General features: G+C 65.1%; 25 protein-coding genes. 8 read left to right on the top strand and 17 right to left on the bottom strand.

What is annotated here, in order from left to right:
- Positions 1 to 34: 34 nt before the first annotated feature.
- The 5 genes from ABG82_RS06235 to ABG82_RS06220 form a co-directional block, all read right to left on the bottom strand.
- Positions 35 to 481 (bottom strand): hypothetical protein, encoded by a 447-nt coding sequence (locus ABG82_RS06235; RefSeq protein WP_131676316.1) that lies wholly within the window; start codon positions 479 to 481, stop codon positions 35 to 37.
- Complete coding sequence (locus ABG82_RS28165; protein WP_155772766.1) at positions 478 to 627, bottom strand: hypothetical protein; 150 nt, start codon at positions 625 to 627, stop codon at positions 478 to 480. The genes ABG82_RS06235 and ABG82_RS28165 overlap by 4 nt, the downstream gene beginning before the upstream one ends.
- A 139-nt stretch (positions 628 to 766) precedes the next feature.
- Positions 767 to 979, bottom strand: a complete 213-nt coding sequence (locus tag ABG82_RS06230; RefSeq protein WP_043079689.1) for a helix-turn-helix domain-containing protein — start codon at positions 977 to 979, stop codon at positions 767 to 769.
- Complete coding sequence (locus ABG82_RS06225) at positions 976 to 1,206, bottom strand: hypothetical protein (RefSeq protein ID WP_043079690.1); 231 nt, start codon at positions 1,204 to 1,206, stop codon at positions 976 to 978. The genes ABG82_RS06230 and ABG82_RS06225 overlap by 4 nt, the downstream gene beginning before the upstream one ends.
- A gap of 69 nt (positions 1,207 to 1,275) precedes the next feature.
- Positions 1,276 to 1,551, bottom strand: a complete 276-nt coding sequence (locus ABG82_RS06220) for a helix-turn-helix domain-containing protein (RefSeq protein ID WP_131676318.1) — start codon at positions 1,549 to 1,551, stop codon at positions 1,276 to 1,278.
- A gap of 180 nt (positions 1,552 to 1,731) precedes the next feature.
- Here ABG82_RS06220 and ABG82_RS06215 point away from each other — a divergent pair, with 180 nt between their 5' ends.
- The gene (locus tag ABG82_RS06215; protein ID WP_052511112.1) at positions 1,732 to 2,448 is read left to right on the top strand and encodes a hypothetical protein; all 717 of its coding nucleotides are present in this window, start codon (positions 1,732 to 1,734) and stop codon (positions 2,446 to 2,448) included.
- A 505-nt stretch (positions 2,449 to 2,953) separates the two neighbouring features.
- Here ABG82_RS06215 and ABG82_RS06210 read toward each other — a convergent pair.
- Positions 2,954 to 4,132 carry a tyrosine-type recombinase/integrase gene (locus ABG82_RS06210; protein WP_043079692.1) on the bottom strand — a complete coding sequence of 393 codons (1,179 nt, stop codon included), beginning with the start codon at positions 4,130 to 4,132 and terminating at the stop codon, positions 2,954 to 2,956.
- Positions 4,133 to 4,960: 828 nt separating this feature from the next.
- On the opposite strand from ABG82_RS06210, the gene ABG82_RS06205 reads away from it, so the two are divergent.
- The 4 genes from ABG82_RS06205 (at position 4,961) to ABG82_RS06190 (ending at position 9,069) form a co-directional block, all read left to right on the top strand.
- Positions 4,961 to 6,802, top strand: coding sequence for a fatty acyl-AMP ligase (locus tag ABG82_RS06205; protein ID WP_043079693.1), 1,842 nt, complete (start codon positions 4,961 to 4,963; stop codon positions 6,800 to 6,802).
- An 85-nt stretch (positions 6,803 to 6,887) separates the two neighbouring features.
- A complete protein-coding gene (locus ABG82_RS06200; RefSeq protein ID WP_043079694.1) occupies positions 6,888 to 7,364 on the top strand; it encodes a hypothetical protein in 477 nt (158 codons plus the stop codon).
- A 2-nt stretch (positions 7,365 to 7,366) separates the two neighbouring features.
- Positions 7,367 to 7,885: an ImmA/IrrE family metallo-endopeptidase gene (locus ABG82_RS06195; protein WP_043079695.1), complete on the top strand. Its 519-nt coding sequence runs from the start codon at positions 7,367 to 7,369 to the stop codon at positions 7,883 to 7,885.
- The gene (locus ABG82_RS06190) at positions 7,882 to 9,069 is read left to right on the top strand and encodes an MAB_1171c family putative transporter (protein ID WP_043079696.1); all 1,188 of its coding nucleotides are present in this window, start codon (positions 7,882 to 7,884) and stop codon (positions 9,067 to 9,069) included. Before ABG82_RS06195 ends, ABG82_RS06190 begins: the two co-directional genes overlap by 4 nt.
- Here ABG82_RS06190 and ABG82_RS06185 read toward each other — a convergent pair.
- The 7 genes from ABG82_RS06185 to ABG82_RS06155 all read right to left on the bottom strand — a co-directional run bounded on the left by ABG82_RS06185 (position 8,996) and on the right by ABG82_RS06155 (position 15,229).
- Positions 8,996 to 9,856: a sulfite exporter TauE/SafE family protein gene (locus tag ABG82_RS06185; RefSeq protein ID WP_043079697.1), complete on the bottom strand. Its 861-nt coding sequence runs from the start codon at positions 9,854 to 9,856 to the stop codon at positions 8,996 to 8,998. The genes ABG82_RS06190 and ABG82_RS06185 overlap by 74 nt on opposite strands.
- Positions 9,853 to 10,731 (bottom strand): alpha/beta fold hydrolase, encoded by an 879-nt coding sequence (locus tag ABG82_RS06180; RefSeq protein ID WP_043079698.1) that lies wholly within the window; start codon positions 10,729 to 10,731, stop codon positions 9,853 to 9,855. Before ABG82_RS06180 ends, ABG82_RS06185 begins: the two co-directional genes overlap by 4 nt.
- A 207-nt stretch (positions 10,732 to 10,938) precedes the next feature.
- The gene (locus tag ABG82_RS06175) at positions 10,939 to 11,883 is read right to left on the bottom strand and encodes a Ppx/GppA phosphatase family protein (protein WP_043079699.1); all 945 of its coding nucleotides are present in this window, start codon (positions 11,881 to 11,883) and stop codon (positions 10,939 to 10,941) included.
- Positions 11,884 to 11,977: 94 nt separating this feature from the next.
- On the bottom strand, positions 11,978 to 12,460 hold the full coding sequence (locus tag ABG82_RS06170; RefSeq protein WP_043079700.1) for a DUF501 domain-containing protein: 483 nt from the start codon (positions 12,458 to 12,460) through the stop codon (positions 11,978 to 11,980).
- Complete coding sequence (locus tag ABG82_RS06165) at positions 12,457 to 13,098, bottom strand: FtsB family cell division protein (RefSeq protein ID WP_043079701.1); 642 nt, start codon at positions 13,096 to 13,098, stop codon at positions 12,457 to 12,459. Before ABG82_RS06165 ends, ABG82_RS06170 begins: the two co-directional genes overlap by 4 nt.
- A 23-nt stretch (positions 13,099 to 13,121) precedes the next feature.
- The gene (gene eno / locus ABG82_RS06160) at positions 13,122 to 14,414 is read right to left on the bottom strand and encodes a phosphopyruvate hydratase (protein WP_043079702.1); all 1,293 of its coding nucleotides are present in this window, start codon (positions 14,412 to 14,414) and stop codon (positions 13,122 to 13,124) included.
- 47 nt (positions 14,415 to 14,461) lie between these two features.
- Positions 14,462 to 15,229 (bottom strand): lytic transglycosylase domain-containing protein, encoded by a 768-nt coding sequence (locus tag ABG82_RS06155; RefSeq protein ID WP_078343505.1) that lies wholly within the window; start codon positions 15,227 to 15,229, stop codon positions 14,462 to 14,464.
- A gap of 162 nt (positions 15,230 to 15,391) precedes the next feature.
- Between ABG82_RS06155 and efeU (ABG82_RS06150) the strand changes: the two genes are divergently transcribed.
- Genes efeU (ABG82_RS06150) through efeB (ABG82_RS06140) form a run of 3 tightly spaced genes read left to right on the top strand, consistent with a single transcriptional unit; the run spans position 15,392 to position 18,718 of the window.
- Positions 15,392 to 16,285, top strand: a complete 894-nt coding sequence (efeU, locus tag ABG82_RS06150; protein ID WP_043079703.1) for an iron uptake transporter permease EfeU — start codon at positions 15,392 to 15,394, stop codon at positions 16,283 to 16,285.
- Positions 16,282 to 17,433 (top strand): iron uptake system protein EfeO, encoded by a 1,152-nt coding sequence (efeO, locus tag ABG82_RS06145; RefSeq protein ID WP_043079704.1) that lies wholly within the window; start codon positions 16,282 to 16,284, stop codon positions 17,431 to 17,433. The genes efeU (ABG82_RS06150) and efeO overlap by 4 nt, the downstream gene beginning before the upstream one ends.
- 25 nt (positions 17,434 to 17,458) lie before the next feature.
- Complete coding sequence (gene efeB / locus ABG82_RS06140) at positions 17,459 to 18,718, top strand: iron uptake transporter deferrochelatase/peroxidase subunit (protein ID WP_043079731.1); 1,260 nt, start codon at positions 17,459 to 17,461, stop codon at positions 18,716 to 18,718.
- A 5-nt stretch (positions 18,719 to 18,723) separates the two neighbouring features.
- Here the strand turns inward: efeB (ABG82_RS06140) and efeB (ABG82_RS06135) are convergent, their stop codons facing one another.
- The 4 genes from efeB (ABG82_RS06135) to mfd form a co-directional block, all read right to left on the bottom strand.
- Positions 18,724 to 19,950 (bottom strand): iron uptake transporter deferrochelatase/peroxidase subunit, encoded by a 1,227-nt coding sequence (gene efeB / locus ABG82_RS06135; protein WP_043079732.1) that lies wholly within the window; start codon positions 19,948 to 19,950, stop codon positions 18,724 to 18,726.
- A gap of 17 nt (positions 19,951 to 19,967) precedes the next feature.
- Positions 19,968 to 22,019 carry an iron uptake transporter permease EfeU gene (gene efeU / locus ABG82_RS06130; protein WP_043079705.1) on the bottom strand — a complete coding sequence of 684 codons (2,052 nt, stop codon included), beginning with the start codon at positions 22,017 to 22,019 and terminating at the stop codon, positions 19,968 to 19,970.
- A gap of 114 nt (positions 22,020 to 22,133) precedes the next feature.
- On the bottom strand, positions 22,134 to 23,180 hold the full coding sequence (locus ABG82_RS06125) for a nucleoside triphosphate pyrophosphohydrolase (RefSeq protein WP_043079706.1): 1,047 nt from the start codon (positions 23,178 to 23,180) through the stop codon (positions 22,134 to 22,136).
- A complete protein-coding gene (mfd, locus tag ABG82_RS06120) occupies positions 23,177 to 26,827 on the bottom strand; it encodes a transcription-repair coupling factor (protein ID WP_043079707.1) in 3,651 nt (1,216 codons plus the stop codon). The genes ABG82_RS06125 and mfd overlap by 4 nt, the downstream gene beginning before the upstream one ends.
- Positions 26,828 to 26,902: the final 75 nt, after the last annotated feature.

Genomic DNA, 26,902 nt, shown 5'->3' with positions numbered 1-26,902 from the left:
TCTCACAGAACGCCGACGGGAACACCGCACGGCCCTAAATGCGTTCAAGCGCGACATGCGCTCGTCGCGCCAGTACGGCTGGCGCCTCATCCGGGTCTACGAATGCGGCTAACGCGCAGAGCAATTGCGCGGTCTTCGCGGGATGCCATGCCGATAGATCGGCACAGGCACCAAGGACCTCCAACGGATTTCGTTGCCGCACCGCCCGCACGATGCCCATGGCGACCGCGCCGACTTCCTCGGCATCGGTCTCGAACTCGTAGTCGACCGCGGGGTCGTCGTCAGCCGGCGGCAGTGATGTGCCGCGCAGACGGATCACGTGGCGCTGGGAGATGCCGAGCAGCTCGCCGATTTCGGCGGCCGGCTTGCCCATCCGCGTGAACTCGTGCACCGCCGCCACCCGGTCGGCGTGACTCAGCGGCATCCGATGCCCGTCCCGCACTACCAACGTAACCACCAATGGGTCGTAAGTAGCCGTCACTGAGGCTCCGCCGCGGTTTCGGCGGAACGCTCTGCGACCGCCCTGAGCTGCAGCGACGAGAAGGGGTGCGATGGGGCGATCCGGTCGGCTATCTCCCGCAACAGCATCACGTCGGGCTTCCAGGACCGGGGCGCACCGGCGTTCACCGCAGGCTCCACAGCATCGCGAAAACCGCGACAACCGGTAGCGCGAGGCCACAGGTGAAAACCCAAATATGCTGGCGCAGTTCGTAACCCGCGCATTCATGCGGATGGTGAAACACAAAGTGCCGATAGCAGTACGGGGTCACATCGCCCCCTTGGGCTCCGATGGCAGCGCCTCCAGCCAACGACGCAATTCGTCGACGGGGTAGATCGGCTTGGTGCCCACATACTTGGGACAGATGCGCCCGGCGCGGCGCTCTCGATCAAGGGTGTCCGGTGAGACGCCGACCAGTGCGGCCGCCCACTCGCGGGCGTACGCGATGCCCGGCGGATCAGATCGCAGCGGCTCCGTCATGCGACGGCCCCCGACGGGCCGTAGCCTAGTGCCCGCTTGGTCTCGTGATATGTCGCGAGCGCGGCGAGCTTGTCGACCGGACCGATCGTCGCCGGCACCGCCTTGCCAGAGCGCGCGCCAAGTTGCTGGGCGATCTCATCCAGGCGCCTCATCAGTTCCTTCAGCAATGCCATATCGGCGCCAGGATGATCCGGCTTGCTCGACTGGCAGGATCCGTGTTCATTCACGGGGACTCCCCTCGATCGGTCGTTTGTGGCTGTCGCGGTATTCGCTAAGCGCGGGCGAACGCCCGGCGGTCACACACCCTGGGCGGGCTGGGAGTCGTGTGTGGGATCGGGCACTGGGCGCCCCGGCGGGTCGGCCATCAAGACGCGGTGATCGGTTATCCCGAGTTCGGCCAATAACCGCGCGTAGAAGACGCTGCTTACCCGCGGGGCGTAACCGAGCTCGATACGGGTGATATAGGACCGGTCGACCTGCAGTGTTCGCGCAAGCTCACCCGTGGCCCTCCCCTTCAGTTCCCGAATCGTTCTACAGGCATACCCATGAATCTTGACTGTCGAGGACGGCATGTAGTCAAACCTAGTCATTGATAGTCACGCACACAATGATTTCACTTCGAGAAACATGACTAGATGATGCTAGATAACTGACGATCGACTGTGACATGGCTGTATCTGCGCATACATATGCAGGCTTAGAGTCTCGGCATGTCGCTAGACGTTTCTATATGTGACTGCCATACTCCATCTATGGCTGCCGAACGATATACATCTGCAGATCTGACCAGGATCGGCCGAGCCGTCGAGCGCGAGCGCCTTGATCGCAACTGGGGTAAGGAGGCCGCCGCCAGGATTGCGGGTATCAACTCCATTACCTGGAAGCGCGTGGAAGACGGCCTCTCCGTACGCGGCACCTCGCTGCGCGCGGTGGAAAAAGCTCTGGAATGGGAGGCGGGCACGATCGAGGAAGTCGCGGCGACGGGAGTTCCGCCGACCGCGACCGAACCGGTCGCCGAGCCCGCCGCCGAAAGCACCCCCCGGCGGGACACTCTCGAATCCGATCGGACCGAGCTCCTCGACAGATCAGCACGCGAGGCGATGTCCATCCGCTCGATCGGGTACGAACTGCTCGACCGAATCACCGCGCCCGAGAGCTACGTAGAAGTCACCGCGGGCCTGATACAGATCAGCAAGGACCGCGCCGACGTGCTGTTCCATGCGGTCGAGCTGGACACCACGCTGCGGCCGGTCTACGCCGAGGCGTACGCCGAAGCAATGATCGCGGTGCGGCAATTCACCGTGCTGCACAACAGAACCGCCAGGCCCGGCCAGCGATATGACATCGAGAGCGATCGCAGCCGCAGTCCCGACGCAGAGGACGGTGAGCTCTTAGGGCTCCGACTGCGGGGCAACGCGACCGGCGATCATCGTGAGGAGAGCGGCAACCGCCTCAGTTTCGGAAGCTGACCACTTGGTCACTGGTGCGGTATCTAGTGCGCGACTAATGGTGGCGCGTGCCAGGCGTACCCGTCGATCTGCATGACGCAACGGGAAATCGTCCTGGAAAGGTTCGTTGGGCGTAACATGCAGCACCGGCTGACTCACTTTCAGGCGAAGGTTTAGTTGGTCCCAGCGCCCCGGTGCCGCAAACACCGGGGCGCTTGCCATATCCCGCGTAACGGGACGTTCCACAATTGTTGATCGATGCGGCAAGACTGCCGAGCAACCGTCACGATAGTTTGCTGCGCGACGGGCAAGCAGTACATCGCCAGCTATCAAGATCCTACAGCTTCAACAAGATTCAACCCCCCAGCATCCCCGAGACAAAAATACCACTATTGACCAATAGCGTGTCACCCTGAACATTAATGGTCAACTACGAATGTAGTCAGTTTCATGCCCGGGGTGATGATTTCGAGTTAGACATTTCTTAGGGTTTCTTGGCAAATCTGCGTCAAAAGCGCGCCCACGGTCAATCCATAGGCAAAGATGCCTCGCCGCCGTCTGCCGGGGATTGCAGCAGGCCGTCCAACATCGCGACCGCGGCCCGCGCCTGGCTTTGATCCACGTGTACATAGCCGCGCTGGGCCTGGACCGACGAATGGCCCATGATCCTCATCCGCGTCTCTTCCGCCACTCCCGCGCCTTGCAACATAGAGGCCGCGGTGTGCCGCGCCGAATGCAGCGGAACTGACTCCATTCCCGCCCGGGCCAGCAGCTGCTTCCACGCCTGGAAGTCCTCGCGTGGAGAGACCGGCCGCCCATCGGGGTGATGCCAAACCAAGTTGTGTGGATTCGGACCGGACGCGCCGGCATGCCGCGTGCGCAAGAGCTCACGTAGGGCATCGGTGATCGGGACCGCGCGTTTCCCGGCGTGGGATTTGGGGCGCGTCCACATCAGCGCCTTGTGACAGGGCCGGTACTCGAAGCCCGCGGGCAATGTCCCGTACAGCTGCTGAAGCTGCCACGCAAAGTCGAGAACGCCGGCGTCGAGATCCACCCGGTCCCAGGTGAGCCCCAACAGCTCGCCTTGACGAGCGCCCGTCAGGAACGCCGCGGCCCACCGCGTCGCCAGCGGATCCCCATTCTCAAACGTGGTGCGCAGCAGATGCTTAACTTCGCTGGCCGACAGCGCCATCCGTTCGGCCGCGGCATGTTTGGGCTTAGCCATCCCGAGCACCACATTGCGTCCCACGACGCCTTCGCGCTGTGCGTCAGCGAGCGCCTTTTGCAGGACCTGGTGCGCCTTCTGCGCATTGCGGGTTGAAGTCTGCTGGACCACCCGGTGCATTCCCCGGATGTCTTCCGGAGTCAGTCGATCAAGACGTTTGTCCCCCAACGCGGGAACCAGATACAGCCGAATCACCTGCTCGTAGTAGCGGTAGGTGGTGGGCCGCACCTGCGGCGCGTGAATGGTCTCCAACCAATGCGTGAGCCACTGCGCCACCGTTGTCTTCGACGAGGACGGAATCCGGCCGGCCTCCACCTCGGCCCGCAGCGCGCGCAGCTTGTTCAGCGCTGTCCCCTTGTCCTTGGAGGACACCGTGCGCCGCTTTCGGCCACCATCGGGCGAGGAGATCTCCACCGCCCCGATCCACAGACCATCGGCCCGTTTGTAGAGCCCACCGTCTCCACGAGTTCGTCGCTGCATCAGGCAACCTTCACAATTGGCTACTGTAGCCGCAAGTGTAGCCTAGATTAGCGTCCGCATGCGTCAGATAGCGGCCGCTGCGGCGGCCGTGAACTGCGAATCAATCCGGGGTACGTCGTCAAGACGACATCGGCAGCGGATTTTAAGTCCGCAGTATTGGCTAACATTTTGCCCGATCCTCCCTCGTCGCCGTCACCCAGCTGTCCGGATAGTCAATCACCCTTGCCCCAGACAGATAACCGATTCATCCATAGCAGACGAAAATGGAGCCGCTAATTGGTGCCGCGCCCGAATTCATCGGCTGCCAGCTATCTTTCACCGGGCAGGTAAATCACAGAAATAGGCAACTCTGACATTGCCGATAATTCGCCATTCACAACTGAATCCCGAACGCGAAATTAGTCGCGGTTTGATGCGGCACACTCACTAATTAGTTCAGGTGAAGAATGGCCGCATGCTCCACCATGCGGCCTGGTTCGGCAAATTTCCGGCCGCCTGGGCACCGGCTCACGCGAAATGCGCAGTACGGCTGTACACCGCCGCCGGCATCCACCGCGCACGAGACCGACACGCCAGCACGACTTTCTACGATCAACGTCACACCCCCACCCGACACACCCCTGCATCACATTGAAGATTTCTAGCAGATAGTGATACCTGTTGTATGCCACCAGAATTCGCAGAACTCTGGTGTTGATTCGTCACCAGACTGCGCGATCGTCGACATTGGAAGTTGCCGCCCGCCCCTCGCACGGCGGGTCACCTGCGAGCTAAGAATCAACTTAGTTAGCGCAGGTAGTGTTTTCCATCGTGAGTCGGGAGCAGGATATGTCAGACGGAGTCGCCGTTCGCCAGAGCGGAATTGAGAACTATCTGGACGCCGCCGGCTCGATCGATCTGCCGCCCGGGACCACACTGCTCTCGAACTTCGAACGCAACATCGCCGAGTTCGCCACCACCGCCGCCTACCGTTACCTCGACTTCACGCGCGACGACGACGGCGTGGCCATCGAACTGAGCTGGGACGCGCTCAACACCCGGATGCGTGCGATCGGCGCCCGTCTGCAGCAGGTCACCGCCCGGGGTGACCGGGTCGCGATCTTGGCGCCACAAGGCCTCGACTACGTCATCGGGTTCTTCGCGGCCATCCAGGCTGGGAACATCGCGGTTCCCCTCTTCGCCCCCGAACTTCCCGGCCACACCGAACGCCTCGACGCGGTGCTCGCCGACGCCACCCCTTCGGTCATCCTCACCACCGATGCCGCCGCCGAGTCGGTCAACGCCTTCTTGCGCAAGCTGCCCCGCCAGCGGCGCCCACGAGTGATCGCCATCGACGCCGTACCCGACTCGGTGGGGGCCACCTTCACCCCCGCCGAACTCGATACCGACGACCTCGCCTATCTGCAGTACACCTCGGGCTCGACCCGCACCCCGGCCGGCGTGGAGATCACGCACCGCGCGGCCTGTACCAACGTGCTGCAGATGATCCTGGCCGGCGGCCTCGACATGGACATCCGCAGCGTGAGCTGGCTGCCGCTCTATCACGACATGGGCCTGATCATGATCCTGTTTCCCCCGTTGTGCGGCGGTCACATCACCCTGATGTCCCCGTTGGCGTTCGTACGGCGTCCCCGCCGATGGGTCAAACAGCTTGCCGCCGAATCCGCCTACGGGCGGGTGTTCGCCGCTGCCCCGAACTTCGCCTTCGAACTCGCCGCACAGCGCGGACTGCCGCCCGCCGGTGAAACCTGGGATCTGAGCAATGTCGCAGGTCTGCTCAATGGATCCGAACCGGTCACCATTTCCGCGATCGAGAAATTCACCGAGGCCTTCGCCCCGTACGGATTCCCGGCCTCCGCGATCAAGCCGTCTTACGGCATGGCGGAGGCGACGCTTTCCGTCGCCACCATCGGCATCCACGACCGCCCCAGCGTGATCCATCTGGATCGGGAACAGCTCGCCGACGACCGGGCCGTCCCCGTCTCAGCCGATGCCCCCACCGCAGTACCCCATGTCTCCTGCGGACAGGTGATTTCCAGCCAATGGCTGGTGATCGTCGACCCACAAACCGGAACCGAACTCCCCGAAGGAGAAATCGGCGAGATCTGGCTTCATGGCGACAACGTCGGCCGGGGCTACTGGGGCCGCGGCCGCGAGACCGAGGCAACGTTCCACAACCGGCTGCACGCACGACTCACACAGGCAAGCCACGCGATCGGAACCGCCGAAAACAGCCAATGGCTGCGCACCGGGGATCTCGGGGTGTATCTCAACGACAATCTGTATGTCACCGGCCGCATCAAGGACCTCGTCATCATCGACGGGCGCAACCACTACCCGCAGGACATCGAGGCGACGGCCTCAGCCTCCTCCCCCGCCGTCAGGTCGGGGTATGTCGCCGCGTTCTCCGTCGCCGCCAACCAGCTCGCGGAAGCCGCCATCGCCGACATCAGCGAGCGCCTGGTGATCGTCGCCGAACGCGCTCCGGGATCGGGCCGGGCGGAACAAGCACCCGTCATCGAGGCCATCCGGGCCGCGATCTCTCGCACGCACGCACTGCCGGTGGCCGACGTCAGGTTGGTGGCCGCGGGGGCGATCCCCCGCACCACAAGCGGCAAGCTCGCCCGCCGCGCCTGCCAAGCGGAGTACCTCGCGGGCGTATACAGCTGATCCAACCCTCAACTGTGAGTTGAATCACACCCCTAGTGGACCCCCTCGCGTTGAGGGCTGACGACATGGGTGTTTGACTTGTGTCATGGCTACCACGAGCCCGCCGGCGCCTACCCAGGACGCCAAATCCGCCGATGCGAACCTCGCTGACCGCATCAATGCGCTGTTTCAGTCGCACCGGCGGCCCGATGGGCGTATGTGGACCAACGACGAGGTGGCCAACGGCATCAAGAAGGCGAACCCCGGCATCAAGGTCGGTGGCGCGTACCTTTCGGCACTGCGCACCGGTAAGCGTGCCCGCCCGGCCATCGACCTGCTCGGCGCCCTGGCCGATTTCTTCCGCGTCCCCCTCTCGGCCCTCACCGACCCCGAGCGCACATACTCGCTCGATGAGCGCCTGGGCGCCCTGGACGAGACCACTCGGGATGAGGTGGAGCTGATCGCGTTGCGCGCGATCGGCCTGAACAAGCAGAGCCTGGAAACTGTCGCCGCCGTGCTGGATCACGTGCGGGCACTCCAGGGCCTGCCTACGGTGGACAACTCGGTCAGCAACGGGCAGTAATCATGCCGAAGATGCGTTGTGCAACAACCGATCTGAGGTCCACTCGCCAACTTCAGGCGATCCATCAACAATGCGCACGCAAGCTCTCCGACCTTGGGCTTGAGTCGCTGACCACGGTCGAGGATATCCGTGCCCGCGCCAGCCAGCTGAGCAATCGCGATATCCAGCTGGTCCCTTACTCCCTGTCGGGCAGCGGGGTACACGGACTGTTGGTGCGCACCGACGCCACCGACTATGTGGTGTACGACAGCGACACCACCACCATGCACCGTGAGCACATCATCCTGCACGAGCTGAGCCACGTGATGTGTGGACACACCGGCTCGAGCAAGCGTGAGCTCGCTGAAGTTCTTTGTCGTGAAACCTATCTGGACGATCAGGAAGTCGAGGCCGAGATGCTGGCCTCCATGATGGGACAGCGCGTCAGCCCCGATAGCCACCGGCCGATCGCCATCACGAATGCCAATCTGCGCCGGATCCTGGCATCACTGACCCTGGAAGGCGTGCCGGCGGCGCCGTGACGTCAGTTTTCGAAGACTCCGCCGCCGCGTATTCGGTCGCGGCCGTCTTCAGCTATGGCGCCGTGGTGGTTGTCGCGGCCGCCATGCTGCGCTCGCGGGTGCGGCCCCCAGCCTCTGTCGCGCTCTTGTTGTCATTCCTCTTCAAAGGAATTGCCGTCACCTTGGCCACGCCGCCTGTGTACGAGAAATTCGACAATCTGGTGGGCGTGCACAACATGGGCCGGCTTGTCCTGAATCTGTCCGGCGGTATGGCATGGACCGCATGTGTTCTCACGGTCATCACCTTCTGGGGTGAATCCGGCCCTCGCGCGGTTCAGCGCGCACGACTGTGGGTGTGGATGGCGGTGGCCATCGGCGGCGCGCTGACCCTCTGCTGGTTTGTGGCACCCACCTCCGAACTGCCCCAAGACTTCTACGCTTCGCACAGCAACAAACCCGCCTGGGTCGCGTACATGCTGATCTACTTGATCACCTACGGGCTGGGCGCACTCCTGATCATCATCAAATGCCTGCAGTACGCCCGTTTTCACGACGTGGCGTGGTTACGGCGCAGCATGCTCCTCACCGCGGCCGGGGCCACCATGTGCCTGGCATTCTGCATCATGCGAGCGCACTCGGCGATCTACGGCATCATCACCAATGACAGCTTCTCCTGGCAGCGCCTGGCCCCGCTGGCCGCCACGATCGGGCAGATCCTCATCGTGATAGGCCTTGCGGGACCGTCCTTCTCACAGTTGGTCTCCTCAGCGCGCCAGCGCATCCAAACCTACCGTTGGCACCGCCAGCTCGAACCGCTGTGGACAGCCCTATACGAGGGCAACACCCAAATCGCCCTGGCGCCGCCCAGCGCCGCGATCGGTGATCACAACTACCGGCTCTACCGCAGGATCGTCGAGATCCGCGACGGCCTGAGCGCCATTCGCCCGTACATCGCCGACGACACCTCCTCCACATCGGCTGCCCGGCAGATCCATTCGGCAATCGAACAACAACGCACCGCGCCACGGGTCGAGAAATGTTCGGGCGCCAAGATCATCGGCGAGGTTCCCGGCGCCAACCGCAAGCAAGAACTGCGCTGGCTGCTGGACGTTTCACAAGACCTCCAGCAGATCAACCGCCAACACACACCTGAGGCACCGGCGCCGGATCTGGTCTCGTCTTCCTACGCGCACGGGAACTCTTGACAGCCCGCACGATCTCGCGCACCGCGATGAACACCAGGTAGGACCCGAACACCAGTGCCAGCCAGCGCGCATTGAGCGCCAGTGCCAACAACGCCCCAAGCACCGTGCCCGGCAGCGCGAACACCGCCAAGCGAAAGCCAATCGGCGCATCGGCCGTGCCCTGCCGCAGGTGGGTGGCCGCCGCGACGAGCGCGTTGGGCAGCATCACCATCAACGACGTGCCCTCGGCGACGTGAAGCTCGGAGCCGAAGAGCACCAGCATCGCCGGCACGGTCAGTAGTCCGCCGCCCAGACCCAGCGCCGCCGACCACGCGCCCACCACGAAACCGACGACCGAGCCTATGGCGATCACCGACGGTACGTGGGACAGCACCCCGCCGGGAAGCAAGGCCTCCCCTGCCGAAGGGTCAATCCCCCCGGCACTCAACAACAATTTGGCGGCGGTGGCCAACAGCACAAACACGAACAGCGCCTTGAGAATCCACTCCGGAATGCGTGCCACCAGCTTGGCGCCCACCACCGCTCCGATCACACCACCCGCCATCAGGCCGGCACCGGCGACCACATCAACCCTCGCCCCGTGCAACGCGTAGACGGTGCTGCCCGCGATGGCGGCAGAGACATTGGGCAGCGTCGACGTTCCGTGAATAACGGCCCGGCTCAAGGTGGTAGCCCGCGCCAGGGAGGGAACGGTGATGACGCCAGTGCCACCACCGAGCAGCCCTCCCGACATGCCGCCCAGCACGCCGATACGGGCGAGAGTCCCCAATCCGGGGCGCTCGCTCATCCGGCGACCCGGAGCTTTTCGATATCGGAGAACTCGGAGAGCCGGAAGAACGCCTCGGCACGATCCAGAATCCGCTCCCGCATGGTCACCGTCTGCCCGTGGTTGCAGCCATCGAGCAAGGCGAAGTACGCCCGCGGCATCCGCACCGCCGCCTCACGAGACTCGGCCAGCCGCATCGGGTCCTCGGACCCGGCAAAGAACAGGGTGGGTGTGTCGATCTGGAGCAGGGCCTCTTCGGTGACACCCGGCTCGTCATCCCACTGGCGCAGCAGAGCCGCTAATCCGCGCTGCCCCAGGGCCTCGATCGTGGCGCGGAATCCCGGCGTCATCCGCTGCCCACGATGCGACTCCCAACCGTCAATGAAGGCCGCGAGCCCCGATTCCTCAACCACGCGAATGGCATTCGGGAAGATCAAGACGTCTACCGCACCGCGTTGCGGGCGGTGCGAGGAACCCGCCACCACCAGAGAGGTGAGCCGCTCCGGTGCGGTGGCCGCCAGGGTGAGACCGATCCGCCCGCCCAGCGAGTAGCCGAGGTAGTGCGCCCGGCGCACGCCCAGCTGGTCCAGCACGGCGCACACATCCCGCGCTGAGGAGGCGATGGCATAGCCGCCGGGGTAATCAGGTTTCTCACTGGCGCCGTGCCCGCGCACGTCGATGGTGGTCACCCGGTACTGCTGGGACAGCTGCGCGATGTAGCCGTGCTTGGACCACACCCCCGAGTTCTGCAGACTGCCATGCACCAACACCACATCGACCACACCCGGTCGGGCGCGCCCATATGTCCGGTAGGCGACCAGGGCGCCATCCGGGTCCGATCGTCGTACGAAACCCGTCTCCGAAACACCGATCTCACGCACATCGGCCTTCGACATGGAAGTTGACACGAGGAAACCAAACCTTCCGCACCTAATCAAACATTTGCTGATCCGGGCTCGTACGCGGCGCTGCGTCTCTTCAACTAACCGTTATGAGATTGAGTTGATATCTCAACTGTCAGTTGATTTTCCTCATGCGTCAAGTCGAGGGGCACGAAGATTGTCAACTGTGACTCAGCTCACAATGGATTGAACAAGGGCGAGCTATCGCAAAGATATCGCGATGCCATCCAGGATGTCGTGCTCACTGACCACCAACTCGGTAATGCCAGCGCGCGCAGAAAACTCCCGCACCAATTCCTCGACAACAATGGATCCGCCACCGATGACATCGACACGGCCCTCATGCATGGGCCCGAGCGCCGCCCGCTCCGACCGCGGCATCGCGATCAATGCGGCCGTCACCTCGGCCAGACGACTTAGCGGCACGCGCGAGAGATGAATCGCCGCCGGGTCATACACGTCGAGACGATGCGCCAGCGCCGCCAGCGTGGTGAAGGTGCCCGCCACCCCCACCCAGGTTCGCGCGTCCTGCACCGGCACCATCTCAAACGTCCGCGCCAGCTGCGCGCGCACAGCGGCGCGTGCCGCCGCGATCTCGCCGGCGGTCGGCGGGTCCGAGTGCAGACACCGTTCCGTGAGACGCACGCAGCCGATATCGGCGGAGAAGCTGGCCTTAACGCCGCTGCTATCGCCGATCACCGTTTCGGTGGACCCACCGCCTAGATCCACCACCACGAAAGGTTCAGCCGCCGAATCCAGCTCGCCCACGGCGCCAGCAAACGACAGCGCCGCTTCTTCGGTGCCCGTGATGACTTCCGCGACAGCCCCCGGACAAACGGTGCCGAGCAACTCGGCCGTCATCGCGAAGAAGGTGTCACGGTTGGAGACGTCGCGCGCGGCAGACGTGGCGACCATGCGGACGCGCTGCACGCCAAGTGATTTCATCAGCTCCGTGTACGCGGCCAGCGCTACCCTGGTTCGCTCGATGGCCTCCGGCGCGAACTCGCCCGTCGCGTCGACGCCCTGCCCCAGCCGCACGATCCGCATCTCACGGTGCACATCGGTCAGCTGCCCGGCTTCGTCGATATCCGAGATCAACAGACGGATCGAGTTGGTGCCGCAATCCACGGCGGCGACACGGGTCACCGGACCTCCCCGGCGACCAACATGCCCAAATGTGCCCCTTTTGACGAATTTTGCGCACATTTGAGCATGCTCGCGCAGAAAAGGCGGCCGCGAATCACGCCCACACCTCGGGAAGCACACCGGGCATGGTGCCCGCAAGCGCTCGAATTGCCTCATCCCCCAACGGGTTCACCCCTGGCCCCGCGGCAAGCGAATGCCCGATCAGCACGTGTAGGCACTTAACCCTGTCCGGCATGCCGCCTGCGGTAACGGTGGTTCCCAGCGGCTCGATCGCGTCACGCTCAGCCAGATAGCTCTCGTGCGCGCGGCGATACGCGGCAGCCAAATCCTCATCGGCGGCAAGACGTTCGGTCATCTCGCGCATCAGACCGCCCGACTCCAACCGGCTGGCCGCGGCCGTGAGCGCCGGATGCGTCAGGTAGTACAGCGTGGGGAAAGGCGTGCCATCGGGCAGCCTCGGGGCCGTCTTGACGACGGCTGGCTCACCGTTGGGGCAACGGTACGAAACCTCTAGCATCCCTCGCGGTGCGCGGCCCAACTGTGCTGTGACCGCGGCGATATCGTCCTCGGCGATCACGGGCGTGGCGCCGGGGGGGCGGGCGGAACGTCGGGCGGTGCGGTAGGTATAGCCGTCGGCGAGTCCGCGATGTTGTGCCACAGGTTTGTGTACCAGGGATTGCCGTTGTCCACCGGCCCCTGACTCTGCGGCTTGGCGTCGACGGGCGTGTTCGGCAGCTGTACCTGGAAGGGCACCTCACCGGGCATCACGAAGCCCAACCGCTCACGCGCCTGCGCGGCGATGTAGGCCGGGTCGGCCAGCCGGCGCTTCTTGTCCTCGAGTGAGGCAATCTGATCGCGCAGTTGGGCTTCCGCGGCGGCGAGCTGACTCTTCTCGGCCTGCTGGGAGAAGTACGTACGCACCGGGCCAGCCACCGTCAGCGTCAGTGCACACACCACCGCCGCCAGCACTGCCGCGCGCCGCGCGGTTGACCCCAACCGCTGCTCTGATTGGTGCTCGGCACTGCGTTCGATCGATGCCGCTACCGCGCTGGACGTTCCGCCGGACTTCGCCTCCTTGGCCGGTGCCGCCGGACCGCTACGCGCCGGACCCCGGACCACCTTCTGCGCCGGGCGCTTGACCGGCGCCCGCTTACGCGCGGCCGGGGCTGGTCCCCGCGACCTACCGGACGCGGGGCGGCGCCTGGGTTCCGCCATAGCTCAGCCTCAGATCCAACCGGCTAGTTGGAGGGCTCGATCGAAAAACGCGGGAAGGCAAGGTCTCCCGCAAAGCGGGCAGCGTCCCCGAGCGTCTCCTCGATGCGCAACAGCTGGTTGTACTTGGCCACCCGCTCACTACGCGCCGGAGCACCGGTCTTGATCTGACCGCTACCCACCGCGACCGCCAGGTCGGCGATGGTGGTGTCCTCGGTCTCGCCACTGCGGTGGCTCATCATGGTCTTGTAGCCGCTGCTGTGCGCCAGCGTCACCGCATCCAGCGTCTCGGTGAGCGTGCCGATCTGATTCACCTTGACCAGCAAGGCATTCGCGGCACCGCGCTCAATACCTTCCTCGAGGCGCTCCGGGTTGGTGACGAACAGGTCGTCGCCGACCAGCTGCACCCGATCGCCGATCGCCGAGGTGAGCGCGACCCAGCCATCCCAATCATCCTCCGACAGCGGGTCCTCGATGGACACCAGCGGGTAGGCGTCGAGCAACTCGGCGTAGAACGCACCCATCTGCTCGGCGGTGCGCTTCTCCTTCTCGAAGCTGTAACCGTCTGCCGCGCTGTAGAACTCGGTGGCCGCGACGTCCAGCGCCAGGGCCACATCGGAGCCCAGCTTCAGGCCTGTTGCCTCGATGGCGGTGCTGATCAGGTCCAACGCGGCCCGGGTTCCCGCGACGTCGGGGGCGAACCCGCCCTCGTCACCGAGACCGGTGGCCAGCCCCTGCTTCTTCAACACCGACTTGAGCGAGTGGTACACCTCGGTGCCCCAGCGCAGCGATTCCTTGAAGCTCGGCGCGCCGATCGGCGCCACCATGAACTCCTGCACATCCACCCCGGTGTCGGCGTGCGCGCCGCCGTTGAGGATGTTCATCATCGGCACGGGCAGGATGTGCGCGTTGGGGCCGCCCAGGTACCGGAACAGCGCCAGGCCGGCCGAGTCGGCGGCAGCCTTGGCGACCGCGAGCGAGACCCCGAGGATCGCGTTGGCGCCCAGGCGCGACTTGTCCGGGGTGCCGTCCAGATCCAGCAGCGCCTGATCGATGAGGCGCTGATCATCGGCGCTCTCGCCGATGATGGCCGGAGCGATCTCGTCCAGCACGGCGTTCACCGCCTTGGTCACACCCTTGCCGCCATACCGGGCACCGCCGTCACGCAGCTCCACGGCCTCATGCTCACCGGTGGACGCGCCGGAGGGAACGGCCGCCCGTGCGAACGTGCCGTCGGTCAAGACAACCTCGACCTCGACGGTCGGGTTGCCGCGTGAATCGAGGATCTCGCGGGCGCCTACCTGCTCAAGAATCGGCACAGTCTCTCCTTCGGGGGGTGCTCCGGTGGTCGGGTAACAGACTAGTGCTACAGCGTGGCGCCCTTGGCGTAGGCCGTAGCCCAGTCCCGGACCTGCTCGGCATACACGTCCGACATGTTGTAGGCCCAGAGCGCCTTGATCCAGCCGTCGGTGGTGCTCAGGTCGCCGCCACGCGCACACAGATATCCGGCCGCCGACAGTGCCGCGTCGTCAATGTTGTCGGGGCTCGGCTCGCCGTCACCGGCCGCGCGCACCCCGTAGATACGCCAGGTTTCGGGGATGAACTGCATGGGCCCCATCGCCCGGTCCTGATTCGCGTCGCCGTCCAGCGCGCCCTTGTCGGTGTCGGGGAGCCGCAGGTTTCCGTTGGACCCGTCCAGCCGTACCCCACGAATCGGCGGCAAAGCATCGCCATTGGGCTGCAGTTCAGCACCGTGGTAGGTGCCGTTGTGGCTCTCCACGGTGCCGATCCCGGCCAGCGTGGTCCACGCGATCTTGCAGCGCGGATTCTCCCTCTCGGCAACCTTGGCCGCATAGGCGTACGCCTCCAGCGCGATGACGGGAATACCCGTCTTCTCCGCGCGGGGTGTCGACCACTCGCGGAGCTGATCGGCGGGACGGCCCTGGATATGTGCGGGCGGTGTCGCGATATCGGGCACCGCATCACCGGTGGGTGGCGGCACCCCCTGCGGCAGTGGATTGCGGCCGCCCAGCTGCCAGGAGCAGCCCGCTGCCAGCAGAAACACCGAGATGGAGACGACGAGCACGATTCGCCCGAAGCGCGCCGAGAGGGAGCGCACAGCAAGGGACGACACGACAGAACTCCTAGACGGTGCGATGGATTGCCCTCCATCGTCGCATGAGCTGGCCACATGTCTGCGCAGCCGATGCTCTGCGGCCCTCATTTCAGGTAAGGTCAGCCGCACCTTGGCAAGCATTGGCTAGCCAAAGTCAATAGAAGGAAAAGGACCCTGCACATGCGCAGCATCGGCGTCCTGGCCGACGGGCCGACACACTTCTCGCAATACTTCAGCAGCGGCCTCATCGGGCTACGCGAAGGACTCGAATGCGGGATCGTCGTGATGATCCTGATCGCGTTCCTGGTGAAGTCCAACCGCCGCGACGCCCTGAAGTGGGTGTGGCTGGGTGTCGCCGGCGCCATCGCGATGACCTTGGCCATCTTCCTGACGATCCATTTCGGCAGTAACACCATCAGCGATCTCGGGGCCGAAGCGATCGCCGGGGTGGCCTCGCTGGTGGCTGTCGCCATCGTCACCACCATGGTGCTGTGGATGCGCACCGCGGCGGCCAGCATCGCCGGTGAGCTGCGCCACGGGATGGCTCAGGCGCTGGAGGCCGGCGCACTGGCCGTACTGACCGTCGCCTTTCTGTCGGTCGGACGCGAGGGCGTCGAGACCGCACTGTTCATGGTGGGGTACGCCAAGGCCGAAACCGCCTGGCCCCTGGCAGGACTCGTGACAGGGGTCGCCGCGGCGGCGGCCCTGTCGTACGGCATGTATCGCGGTGCGATCAAGATCAACCTGAGCAAGTTCTTCAAGTACACGGGCGCGTTCCTGGTGGTTGTCGCGGCCGGCATCCTCTCCTATGGCATCGGTGCCCTGCAGACCGTCGGATGGTTACCCGGCTTGTCGAACAAGGCCTTTGACATCACCGGCTGGTTCGACTGGAGCGCGTGGTACGGCGAGCTGCTGCGCGGAATCTTCAACATCACACCGACCCCGACGGTGCTGCAGCTGACAGGCTGGCTCATCTACCTGGTGGTTGTGCTCGGCCTGTTCCTGCGTCCGGTGGTCACCGCACCCAAGGTGGCCACCACCCCCGAAGCCCAACCCGAGAGGACCGCTGGATGAGATCACCACTCGCCTATGTTTCTGCCGCACTTGCGGTGGCCACCGGCGCGGCGCTGGCCGGCTGCACTCCCAAGGAGCCGGTACAGAGCGGCGCCGCCGGCGGCCAGGAGATCAGCGTCACCGCCACCGACTCCAGCTGCCAGGTATCCAAGACCGAGGGCACAACGGGCCCAGTCACTTTCAATGTGACCAACAACGGCTCGAAGGTCACCGAGTTCTACGTCTACGATAAGGGCGACCGCGCCCTCGGTGAGGTGGAGAACATCGGCTCGGGTATCAGCCGCAAGCTCATCGTGCAGTTCACCGAGCCCGGCACCTACCAGACCGCGTGCAAGCCCGGCATGATCGGCGACGGCATTCGTGGCGACTTCACCATTACCGGCGCCGCGGTGAAACTGGACGCTGAAGGCAAGTTCAAGGACGCCACTGACCGCTACCGCGGCTACGTGATCAGCCAGGTCGACGCCCTGAGTGAATCGGCCGCCAAGTTCGTCGAAGCGGTCAAGGCCAAGGACATCGCCTCTGCCAAGGCCCAGTACCCAACCAGCCGGGTGTATTACGAGCGGATCGAGCCAGTCGCCGAGGCCTTCCCGAATGACCTCGACCCGCGAATCGACCTGCGCGAGGCCGACCTTCAGCCCGGCGAGAAGTGGACCGGCTATCACCGGCTGGAGAAGGACCTGTGGGTGACAGGCCTGCAGCCGGACACCGACGCGATCGCCGATCAACTGCTCAAGGACATCAAGGAGCTCTCGGACGGCGTGCGGGCCAAGGACTTCGACATCAACACCACCAAGATCGCGGGCGGCGCGCAGACGCTGCTCGATGAGGTGGCCAGGACAAAGATCTCTGGTGAAGAAGAAACCTTCAGCCACACCGACCTGTGGGACTTCCAGGCCAACCTCGACGGCTCACAAAACGCCATCGCGACCGTGCGGCCGATCCTCGACGAACGCAAACCTGAACTGGGACAGGCGATCGACAAGCGATTCAAGGAAGTCGACGCTCTCTTGGGCAAGTACCGCAAGGGCGACGGATTCGTCCTGTACGACACCGTGACCCAAGACCAGCGCATCGAGCTGGCGCACGCCATTGACGCGTTGTCCAAGGAGGTCAGCGAGGTACAGGGTGTCGTCGCCGGACGATGAGCGGCTCGCGCGCAGAGAACCCGGCATGAGCAGCGGGTTCAACCGTCGCAAGCTGCTGGGCGCGGCGGGAGTCACCGCCGCCGTCGCCGGCGCCGCCGGGGCGGGAGTGTTGGGTGGCCGTGCGAGCGCGGCCGGCACCGGCCCGGTCAACGTCAAGGTCCCGTTCCGCGGCGACCATCAGGCCGGGGTCGTCACCCCGGCGCAGGACCGGATGCACTTCTGCGCCTTTGACATCATGCCCAACGCCACTCGCGGCGAGGTCCAGGCCATGCTGCGCCAGTGGACCGAGATGGCCGAGCGGATGACTCAGGGCCAGGAGACCACACCCGGCGGCGCGATAGAGGGCAATCCGTACTCACCGCCCACGGATACCGGCGAAGCCCTGGATCTGGCGGCCTCCGCTCTGACACTGACGATCGGCTTCGGGCCATCGTTTTTCCGCAAGGGCGGGGTGGACCGATTCGGTGTCGCCGACAAGCTGCCGCCACCGTTGCAGGAACTGCCGAAGTTCCGCAACGAGAAACTTGATCCGGCGCGCTGCGGCGGCGATATCTGCATCCAGGCCTGTGCCGACGACCCTCAGGTCGCGGTGCACGCGATCCGCAATCTGGCGCGCGTGGGCTTCGGCACCGTCGCGGTCAAGTGGTCGCAGCTCGGATTCGGCCGCACCTCCTCGACCAGCCGATCACAGGCGACGCCGCGAAACCTGTTCGGTTTCAAGGACGGTACCCGCAACATCAAGGCCGAGGACACCGCCAAGGTCGACGCCAGCGTCTGGGTGGCCAAGGGCGACAATCCCGATTGGATGGCGGGCGGCACCTATCTGGTCGCGCGGCGCATTCGCATGCTGATCGAAAGCTGGGACCGCACGGTCCTCACCGAACAGGAACGAGTCATCGGGCGCGCCAAGGGATCCGGCGCGCCCATCGGCCAAGGCGACGAATTCGCGGCCATCGATTTCACTGGCAAGAAACCCGACGGTGAACCGCTGCTCGATGTGGACGCGCATGTGCGGTTGGCCTCGGCCGAGGAGCTGGGCGGCATCGAAATCCTGCGCCGCGGCTACAACTTCACCGACGGATCAGACGGTTTCGGGCACCTGGATGCCGGGCTGTTCTTCATCGCCTTCATGCGCAATCCGCAGAATCAATTCATTCCCATGCAGCGCAAGCTGGCCACCTCGGACGCCCTCAACGAGTACATCCTGCACACCGGTTCGGCCATCTTCGCCTGCCCACCGGGCCTGGGCCCCAAGGAGTACTGGGGCCAGGAACTCTTCGGCTGAACCGGCTAGCCGAGTAAAGCCCTGCCGTACCAATCGTTCTCATCGGCGATACCGGGCAAGGCAAAGAAGTACCCACCACCGAACGGCTGCACGTAGTCGATCAGCGGCTCGTCGTTGAGCCGGTTCTGTACCGTCTCGAACTGGCGCTCCACATCCTGCTGGTAACAGACGAAGACGTGGCCCGACTGCATGTTGCCATTCAGATCAACGCCCAGGTCGTAGTTGTAGGAGCGACGCACCAGCCGCTGATTGTCCGTCGCGGTGGTACGCGGATTTGCCAGCCTGATGTGGGCGTCGAGCGGAATGGTCTTGCCTTCGGCATCGGTCGCGTAGTTGGGTGTGTCGAACTCGTTGTTGCCGTCCAGCGGCGCGCCACTGTCACGGCGGCGGCCGAACATGCGCTCCTGCTCGTTGATGGAGACACGGTCCCAGAACTCGACCATCATCCGGATCAATCGCACCACCATGTAGGTGCCCCCGGCGGTCCAGGCCGGTTCGCCGTCGCCGACCCACACCAGGTTCTCGGCGTCGCCGGACACCGGGTTGGCGGTGCCGTCTTTGAACCCGAGAAGATTGCGCCCGGTTCCCGACGGGCGCGGCGGCGAGTTGTATCCCTCTATGCGCCAGCGCATCTGCAGATCGCCGCGAACCGCGCGGGTGATATCGCGCAGCGCGTGATGCACGGTGTCCGGATTATGCGCGCACAGCTGCACCAGCAGATCGCCGTGTGACCATGCCGCTTCGGGAAAGTCGTTGGGAAACACCGTCATCGGCTTGAGCTTCGCGGGCTTGCGATCCGCCAGTCCGAACCGCCCATCGAACAGGCTCGCCCCGAGCGCGACCGTCACCGTCAAACCATCGGATTCGACCACGGGACCCAACACCGCGCTGTCGGCGGGCGGCTCACCGATGCCGAGCTCGGGCGGGGTGCCGCCATCGCACAGGAACCGCGCACGCGCGGTGAGCGTCTTGAACGCGGCAACCACCGCATCCTTGTTCTTCGAGGTCACGTCAAAGGCCACGTGGCACGCGAAGTTCTGTTTCTCGGCCGGCGGCGGCACCAGAATTCCCGATTGATGCGCCCCATGGAACGGATACCGGCTGGGCGGCGCGGACACCGCTGCCGCGTTCGCGTCGATCTCGGCACCCTTGACCAGCGCCGCCCCCGTGATCGCCGTGCCTGCGGCGCCTACCGCGGCGCCGCGAAGGAAATTCCTGCGATTGACATCCATGTTGCGCGACTCCTTGGTCAACGGCTCGGCGGAAGTTCGATGAGCAGCGGCACCGACGCAAGCTTCTCGAGTGCGTTGCCGAGCGCCGCGTTGACCGACTGGCGCTCCCGCAGCGGTACCTGCGCGAGGGGCCGCCAGCGGCCATCCTGCTGCGTGCCCTTGAGCGCGGCATCCAGCTCCGCAAGCCGAGAGGTGCTTTCGCCGATCAGTTTCGGCGCACGCGCGGTGACCAGCGGCGCGAACTGCCCGAGCACCGCCCGGGTGGCCTCGACGGCCGCGGCCGCCTCCTGGTATTCGGTGCCCGCACCCTGATTCGTGAAGCCCATGAGCTGGAAGCGCAGGGTGTCCTCCAGGATTTCGTGAGGCCGCTTGGTCTGGTCGGCCGGATCGGTCATCACATCCGACAGATGGGCGCGCAGCGTGTCGATGGTGGCCACCAGTTGATCGGCGACCGGAGTGAGCACCGCCGCCGGTTGGCCGTGCCACAGCCCGTACTCCAGGCGGCGTAACCCTTTGAAATCAGGGTCATCGACACCGTCCGGCAGGCCGTGGGGCAGCCCGGCGATGGCGTCTCCATAATCCTTGAAACTGCCGTAGGCGGCACCGATCCGGTTCCAGGTCAGAATCGCCGGAACCCAATCCTTCTTCGCGGCCTCGCTATTGCCGGACGCCAGATCGTTTCGCACGGTCCGGGCCTGCCCGCCCAACACACCCAACAGATCGTCGGCATAGCGCTGGTATGCCTGCATGGGAGCCTTGAGATCCTCTTCGGTCACACGCACGACCGGTTGCGGCGCGCCAGGAACCGAATCACCGCTGACTTGTTGAGCCGCCGAGTATTTGACCGGTTCACCGGCCATGAGACACGCGAACTTGTAGGTCCCGTTGGACAGCGCGGCCGTCATGGTGGCACTCGTGGACGGACCCAGCGTCTCGATCTCGGCGACCACTCCGTTGTTGGCATCGACGAGATTGATCTCACCCGTCTTGCCTGATTTGTTCTGCACGGTGAACGTTTGCAACCCGGAACGGGCCGATTTCCAGTCGTCGGCGCATCCGTCCGCGGTGACCGTCACCCGGACCCCGGCGTCGTGATTGGCGGCGGGCAGGATCGCGATGACGGCCGCGGCCAGCAGCGCGGGCACCACCACGATGACCGCCGCGACCGCGACCGGACGTTGTCCGATCACCCGTGCGAACGCGGACGGTTCCTCGTCGGCATCGGCTTCGGCCGGCGCAGGAGCCATCCGCGACACTCGCATGAACGCCGGGATGACCAGGACCAGGTATCCGACCCAGGCCAGCACCTGCAGCACCGTCATCCGGGGCGTGAGCTGTGTGATGCCGGTGATGATGGTTACCCACCACGAGTCCGCGGATATCTGTTGGCTCAGGTCGAACGCGTACCAGGAGTGTCCGGGCAGCCAGCCCGCGGTCTGCAGATCGCCGACGCCGTAGGCCAGGATGCCGGCGGCGATCACGATCAGGACGATGGCCGTACGGGTGAAGAACACCTTGAGATTCAGTCGCACCGCACGCCGGTACAGCAGCCAGCACAACGCCACGGCGATCGTCAGACCGATGGCGCCACCGATCACCGGACCGGTGGTCTCACCGGCCGCCTTGGCCGCGGTCCAGAAGAACAGCGTGGTCTCCAGACCTTCGCGGGCAACCGCCAAGAAGGCGGTCAGCGCAAGTGCACCCGCCCCCAGGACCAGGGCATGCTCGACCTTGCCGGACAGTTCGCCGGACAGATTTGCGGCCGTGCGCGACATCCAGAAGATCATCGCGGTGACCAGCCCGACCGCCAGAATGCTGAGCAGCCCGCCCACCACGTCTTGGCCGATGGCACTCAGCGAGCTCGTGGTGGAATTGAGTACCGCCGCGAAGCTCGCCGACACCGTCAACGCGCCGAGCACGCCCAGCCATATCGGCGCGGTGGCGCGGCGGCCCCGCACCGCAAGCGAGGACCGGTGAACGGCGGCAAGCAAAATGCTCACCACAAGGCCCGCTTCTAGCCCCTCGCGCAGGCCGATGAGCAGGTTCGGAATCGCGTCTGACAAGACCACGCAGATAAGGTATGGCACCCCTAATACCCTGTGCAAATACCCCGAAGGGCAATTGTCCCTGCGCGTCGGGCGTAAAGTCCCGCCCGCGGCGAGCGTAGCTAAGAAGTGCCCGAGCTAGGCGCTCTGCGACCGGTCGGAATCCGCGGCCTCGTCATGCACATCGGGCTGCTGGTCCTCGGCAGCCAGTTCGGCATCCCCGGTCGCAACGGGTTCCGCGGGGCCCCGCAACCAATGCGCGTGCCATTCTTCGGCGCTCACCTCGCGTAGATCACTGAGGTCCAGTTCGGCGGCCACATCGTCGCCGCGGCGGCCCACGAGAATGTCTTTCTCGGCACGCCGCACGGTGTCCATGAACTCCAAGGCATCGGCACGCAGCTGGTTTTCGGCGTCACCGTCAAGCTCGATACGCACCGAGAGCAACTGCGCGGGAATCAGCTCCGTGGGCAGGCCCGCGGCCGTGACGCGGCCCAGCACCTTCTGCGTCAGCGCGAGCGCCGGCTGGCTGCTAGATATGCCGTCCAGGCAGGAGTCCCGGTCCTTCTTCTCCTCGGCCTTGCGCTCTTCCCATTGAGCCAGCTGCTCTTCCAGGGAGATCGTGGCGGTATCGCCGCCGGCACCGAGGAGGACGGGAATGCGATTGCCCAACTTGTTCAGCAGCGTCTCGGCGACATCGTCGATATTGAACGGGTGCTCCGGAGCGTCCTCTGCGATGCGCGCGTGAAAGAGCACCTGCAGCAACACATCACCCAGCTCTTCGCGCAGCTCGTCGGCGTCACCGGTGCGCACCGCGTCGAACAGCTCGTACGTCTCTTCGAGCAGATACCGCCGCAACGAATCATGGGTCTGGGTGCTCTCCCACGGCCCATTTGCCCGCAGCCGATCCATCACCGCCACCGCGTCGATGAGCTTTTCGCCCTGACGCGCAGGCGGCGCGATGACCGAGGCGCCCGCCTTGATCCGGGCGCGAACCTCAGGATGGTCCGGATCGGAGGACAGCAGCGCAGGAGCATCCTCGCCGATGTACACCGGGCGCGCGGTCGACAGCGACCACGCCAGCCGAACCGGAAGTTCCTCGGTGTACTGCAGATCTCCGGCGAGCAACGTGACGGCCTCTACCGGAACCATCGACGGATGGCGCGGGTCGACGAGTATCACGGTCATTTGCTCACCTCCAGTGGAGTTATATCAACACTGCCCGCGGGACGCCCCGACAATGCGATCAGCAGATCGACGATCATGTGGACAAGCTCCAGGTCGCGAATCCGGTCCGAGCCCACCCCACCGTCGCCGGCACGCGGAATAGGAACCTGCACAACGGTAGTCGTGGCACGATACTGCGCCGCCGGATGCAAACGCTTCAGTCGCAGCTGCGCTGAATCCAGGAGTGGCAACGGTTGTATCCGAATGTTGGTGCCGACCACGGAAAGATCGGTGATGCCCATCTCGCGGCACAGCAATCGCAGTGAGGCGACGGCGACCAAGCGCTGCACCGGCAGCGGCAGCGGCCCGTAACGGTCGGTGAGTTCCTCCACGGCCGCACCGATCTGCGCAGTATCCGCGGCTGCCGCCAGCCGGCGGTATGCCTCAAGGCGCAGCCGATCGCTGCCGATGTAGTCGGTGGGCAGATGCGCGTCGACAGGCAGGTCGATACGCACCTCCTTGGGCTCTTCGACGGTCTGCACCGTCTTACCGTCCGCGGCAGCGCGATACGCCTCGACGGCCTCGCCGACAAGGCGTACGTACAGATCAAAACCGACCCCGGCGACGTGCCCGGATTGCTCGACGCCGAGCACATTGCCGGCACCGCGGATCTCCAGGTCTTTCATGGCCACGGCCATACCGGCACCCAGATCGTTGTTCTGCGCGATCGTCGACAGCCTGTCGTAGGCGGTCTCGGTAAGCGGCGTCTCGGGGGAATACAGGAAGTAGGCATAGCCGCGTTCACGGCTACGCCCCACGCGACCGCGCAGCTGGTGTAGCTGCGACAATCCGAAGATATCGGCCCGTTCCACGATCAAGGTGTTGGCGTTGGAGATGTCCAGACCGGTCTCGATGATGGTGGTGCACACCAGGATGTCGTATTCACGGTTCCAGAATCCCTGGACAGTGCGCTCCAGCATCTCCTCGGGCATTTGACCGTGTGCGACAACGACTCTGGCCTCCGGAACGAGGTCGCGTATGCGTGCGGCGGCCTTGTCGATGGTGCTCACCCGGTTGTGCACATAGAAGGCCTGACCGTCGCGCAACAACTCACGGCGCAGTGCCGCCGCCACCTGTTTGTCGTCGTGCGGACCCACATAGGTGAGCACCGGGTAGCGCTCCTCGGGCGGGGTCAGGATGGTCGACATCTCGCGGATACCGGCCAGGCTCATCTCCAGGGTGCGCGGAATCGGCGTCGCGCTCATGGTGAGAACGTCCACATGGGTGCGCAGCGCCTTGATGTGCTCCTTGTGCTCCACGCCGAACCGCTGTTCCTCATCGACGATCACCAGGCCGAGGTCTTTCCATCGCACGCCGGTCTGCAGCAGCCGGTGCGTGCCGATGACGATATCGACTGAGCCGTCGGCCATTCCCTCGACAACCAGCTTCGAGGTCGGCGGATCGGTGAAACGCGACAGGCCCGCGACCTTGACCGGGAAGCCGGCGGTGCGATTGGTGAACGTCTGCAGATGCTGGTCGGCCAATAGCGTGGTGGGCACCAGCACGGCCACCTGCTTGCCGTCCTGGACGGCCTTGAACGCCGCACGGACCGCGATTTCGGTCTTGCCGTAACCCACATCGCCGCACACCACCCGGTCCATCGGAACCGGCTTCTCCATATCCGATTTCACCTCGGTGATGGCGGTCATCTGATCGACGGTCTCGACGAATCCGAACGCGTCTTCCATCTCGCGCTGCCACGGGGTGTCCGGCGCGAAGGCGTGCCCCGGTGCGGCCTGGCGCGCCGCATACAGCGCCACCAGCTCACCCGCGATCTCGCGGACAGCCTTGCGCGCCTTGGTCTTGGTGTTGGCCCAGTCGCTGCCGCCCAACCGGCTCAGGCCGGGCGATTCACCACCCACATACCGGGACAGCTGATCCAGGGAATCCATCGGCACATACAGGCGATCACTCTGCCCACCGGCCGCTGCGCCGCGCTTACCCGACGCATACTCCAGCACCAGATATTCCCGGCGCGCTCCGCCGACAGTGCGTTCCACCATCTCGACGAATCGGCCGATGCCGTGCTGATCGTGCACAACGAGGTCACCCGCGGAAAGCGCCAGCGGATCAACCTGATTGCGGCGCTTGGCCGGTAGCCGCTTACCGTCGGTGGCCGCTACCCTGCTGCCGGTCAGATCCGTCTCGGTGACGATGACGATGTTGGAGCCCGTCAGCACCACACCGTCGGTGAGATGGCCGCGCAGCACCCCGACCACACCCTCGACAGGTTCGCCTCCAGGCTCCAACAACGTTGCCGGGGTTTCTGTTTCGGCTAGCTGCTCGATGATCCGGTGTGTGGTGCCGGCTCCGGCGGCCACCACCGCGGCCCGCCCGCCCGTCATCACGTGGGCACGCAGCATCGCGAAGATCTCTGTCGCACCCTCCTTATGGCCGCGCGAGGACGGGGACGGCCGGACCGCCAGTCCCACCGCCTGATCGTTGTCCATGCCCAGCGGGCTCAGCGACCACCACGGATGACCGCCCGCACCAGCCGCGTGCTTGACGTCGTCGAGCTCACGGAATCCTGAATCCGCCAGAGCGTCCACATCAATCGGTGCGTCGGAACCGATCGCGGCGACCGACCAGGATGCCTCCAGGAACTCCCGGCCGGTGCGCTCCAGGTCCGCCGCACGCGTCCGCACCTTCTCCGGATCGCAGATCAGCACGGGGGCGTTGGCCGGCAAGTGGTCGACGAGCATGGTGAGCTGGCCCGAGTGCAGCACGGGCAGTAACGATTCCATGCCGTCGACGCAGATGCCGTCCGCCAGCTTGGCGAGCATCTCCCCCACACCGGCACCGAGGCGGTGCTCTTCTTCATGGCCGGAAACTCCGGCCGCGGAAGCGAGTTCGGCGGCCCGCGTGCGCACCTGCTCGGTAAGCAGCAATTCACGGCAGGGCATCGCGAGCACAGAGGTGACCTCCAGCTCGGGGATCGAGCGCTGATCAGCGACGGCGAAGTAGCGCATCTCGCTGACCTCATCGCCCCAGAACTCGACACGCACCGGATGGTCGTCCGTGGGGCTGAAGACATCGAGGATGCCGCCGCGCACCGCGAACTCGCCGCGGCCGGCCACCATGTCCACCCGTGTGTAGGCGAGCTCGACCAGGCGGGCGATCAATCCGTCGAACTCCAACTCGGCGCCGACAGCGAGCTCCACCGGTTCTAGATCGAACAGTTCGGGGGACATCGGCTGCAGCAACGAACGGACCGTGGTGACCACCGCCCGCAGCGGTTCCCCCATCCGGGCGTCTTCCGGATAGGCCAGCCGGTGCAGCACCTGCAACCGCGCACCCACCGTGTCGACACCGGGTGACAACCGCTCGTGCGGAAGGGTCTCCCAGGACGGCAGCAGCGTCACCGCGTCGCCGTACACATCGCGCAGCTCGGCGGCCAGGTCTTGGGCCTCGCGGGTGGTGGCCGTCACAACCAAAACGGGCGCATCGCTCGCATCGGCCATACCCGTCACGACGAACGCGCGTGCACACGTCGGCGCGGTCAGATCGAGGCCCGTCTTGGCGGCGACAGCCGGAGCAAGAACATCGAATGCGGGGTCCCGCAAGGCTGTCCGGATCACCCCGGCGAGAGGCGGGGTAGTCACAGTCATGGTAATGCCATTCTACGGCGCCCAGATCTCGACAAAATCAGGCCCATCGCCGTCAAGGCCACGTCAAGAAACTCC

This window comes from Mycobacteroides immunogenum (assembly GCF_001605725.1).
Taxonomy (GTDB): domain Bacteria; phylum Actinomycetota; class Actinomycetes; order Mycobacteriales; family Mycobacteriaceae; genus Mycobacterium; species Mycobacterium immunogenum.
This window is presented reverse-complemented; position numbering and strand designations above follow the sequence as displayed.

Excerpts from the sequence above, each read along its gene's own strand:
- ABG82_RS06230 (WP_043079689.1), bottom strand. The coding sequence starts at position 979 with ATGACGGAGCCGCTGCGATCTGATCCGCCGGGCATCGCGTACGCCCGC.
- ABG82_RS06220 (WP_131676318.1), bottom strand. The coding sequence starts at position 1,551 with ATGCCGTCCTCGACAGTCAAGATTCATGGGTATGCCTGTAGAACGATT.
- ABG82_RS06215 (WP_052511112.1), top strand. The coding sequence starts at position 1,732 with ATGGCTGCCGAACGATATACATCTGCAGATCTGACCAGGATCGGCCGA.
- ABG82_RS06210 (WP_043079692.1), bottom strand. The coding sequence starts at position 4,132 with ATGCAGCGACGAACTCGTGGAGACGGTGGGCTCTACAAACGGGCCGAT.
- ABG82_RS06205 (WP_043079693.1), top strand. The coding sequence starts at position 4,961 with ATGTCAGACGGAGTCGCCGTTCGCCAGAGCGGAATTGAGAACTATCTG.
- ABG82_RS06200 (WP_043079694.1), top strand. The coding sequence starts at position 6,888 with ATGGCTACCACGAGCCCGCCGGCGCCTACCCAGGACGCCAAATCCGCC.
- ABG82_RS06195 (WP_043079695.1), top strand. The coding sequence starts at position 7,367 with ATGCCGAAGATGCGTTGTGCAACAACCGATCTGAGGTCCACTCGCCAA.
- ABG82_RS06185 (WP_043079697.1), bottom strand. The coding sequence starts at position 9,856 with ATGAGCGAGCGCCCCGGATTGGGGACTCTCGCCCGTATCGGCGTGCTG.
- ABG82_RS06180 (WP_043079698.1), bottom strand. The coding sequence starts at position 10,731 with ATGTCGAAGGCCGATGTGCGTGAGATCGGTGTTTCGGAGACGGGTTTC.
- ABG82_RS06165 (WP_043079701.1), bottom strand. The coding sequence starts at position 13,098 with ATGGCGGAACCCAGGCGCCGCCCCGCGTCCGGTAGGTCGCGGGGACCA.
- efeU (WP_043079703.1), top strand. The coding sequence starts at position 15,392 with ATGCGCAGCATCGGCGTCCTGGCCGACGGGCCGACACACTTCTCGCAA.
- efeO (WP_043079704.1), top strand. The coding sequence starts at position 16,282 with ATGAGATCACCACTCGCCTATGTTTCTGCCGCACTTGCGGTGGCCACC.
- efeB (WP_043079731.1), top strand. The coding sequence starts at position 17,459 with ATGAGCAGCGGGTTCAACCGTCGCAAGCTGCTGGGCGCGGCGGGAGTC.
- efeB (WP_043079732.1), bottom strand. The coding sequence starts at position 19,950 with ATGGATGTCAATCGCAGGAATTTCCTTCGCGGCGCCGCGGTAGGCGCC.
- ABG82_RS06125 (WP_043079706.1), bottom strand. The coding sequence starts at position 23,180 with ATGACCGTGATACTCGTCGACCCGCGCCATCCGTCGATGGTTCCGGTA.
- mfd (WP_043079707.1), bottom strand. The coding sequence starts at position 26,827 with ATGACTGTGACTACCCCGCCTCTCGCCGGGGTGATCCGGACAGCCTTG.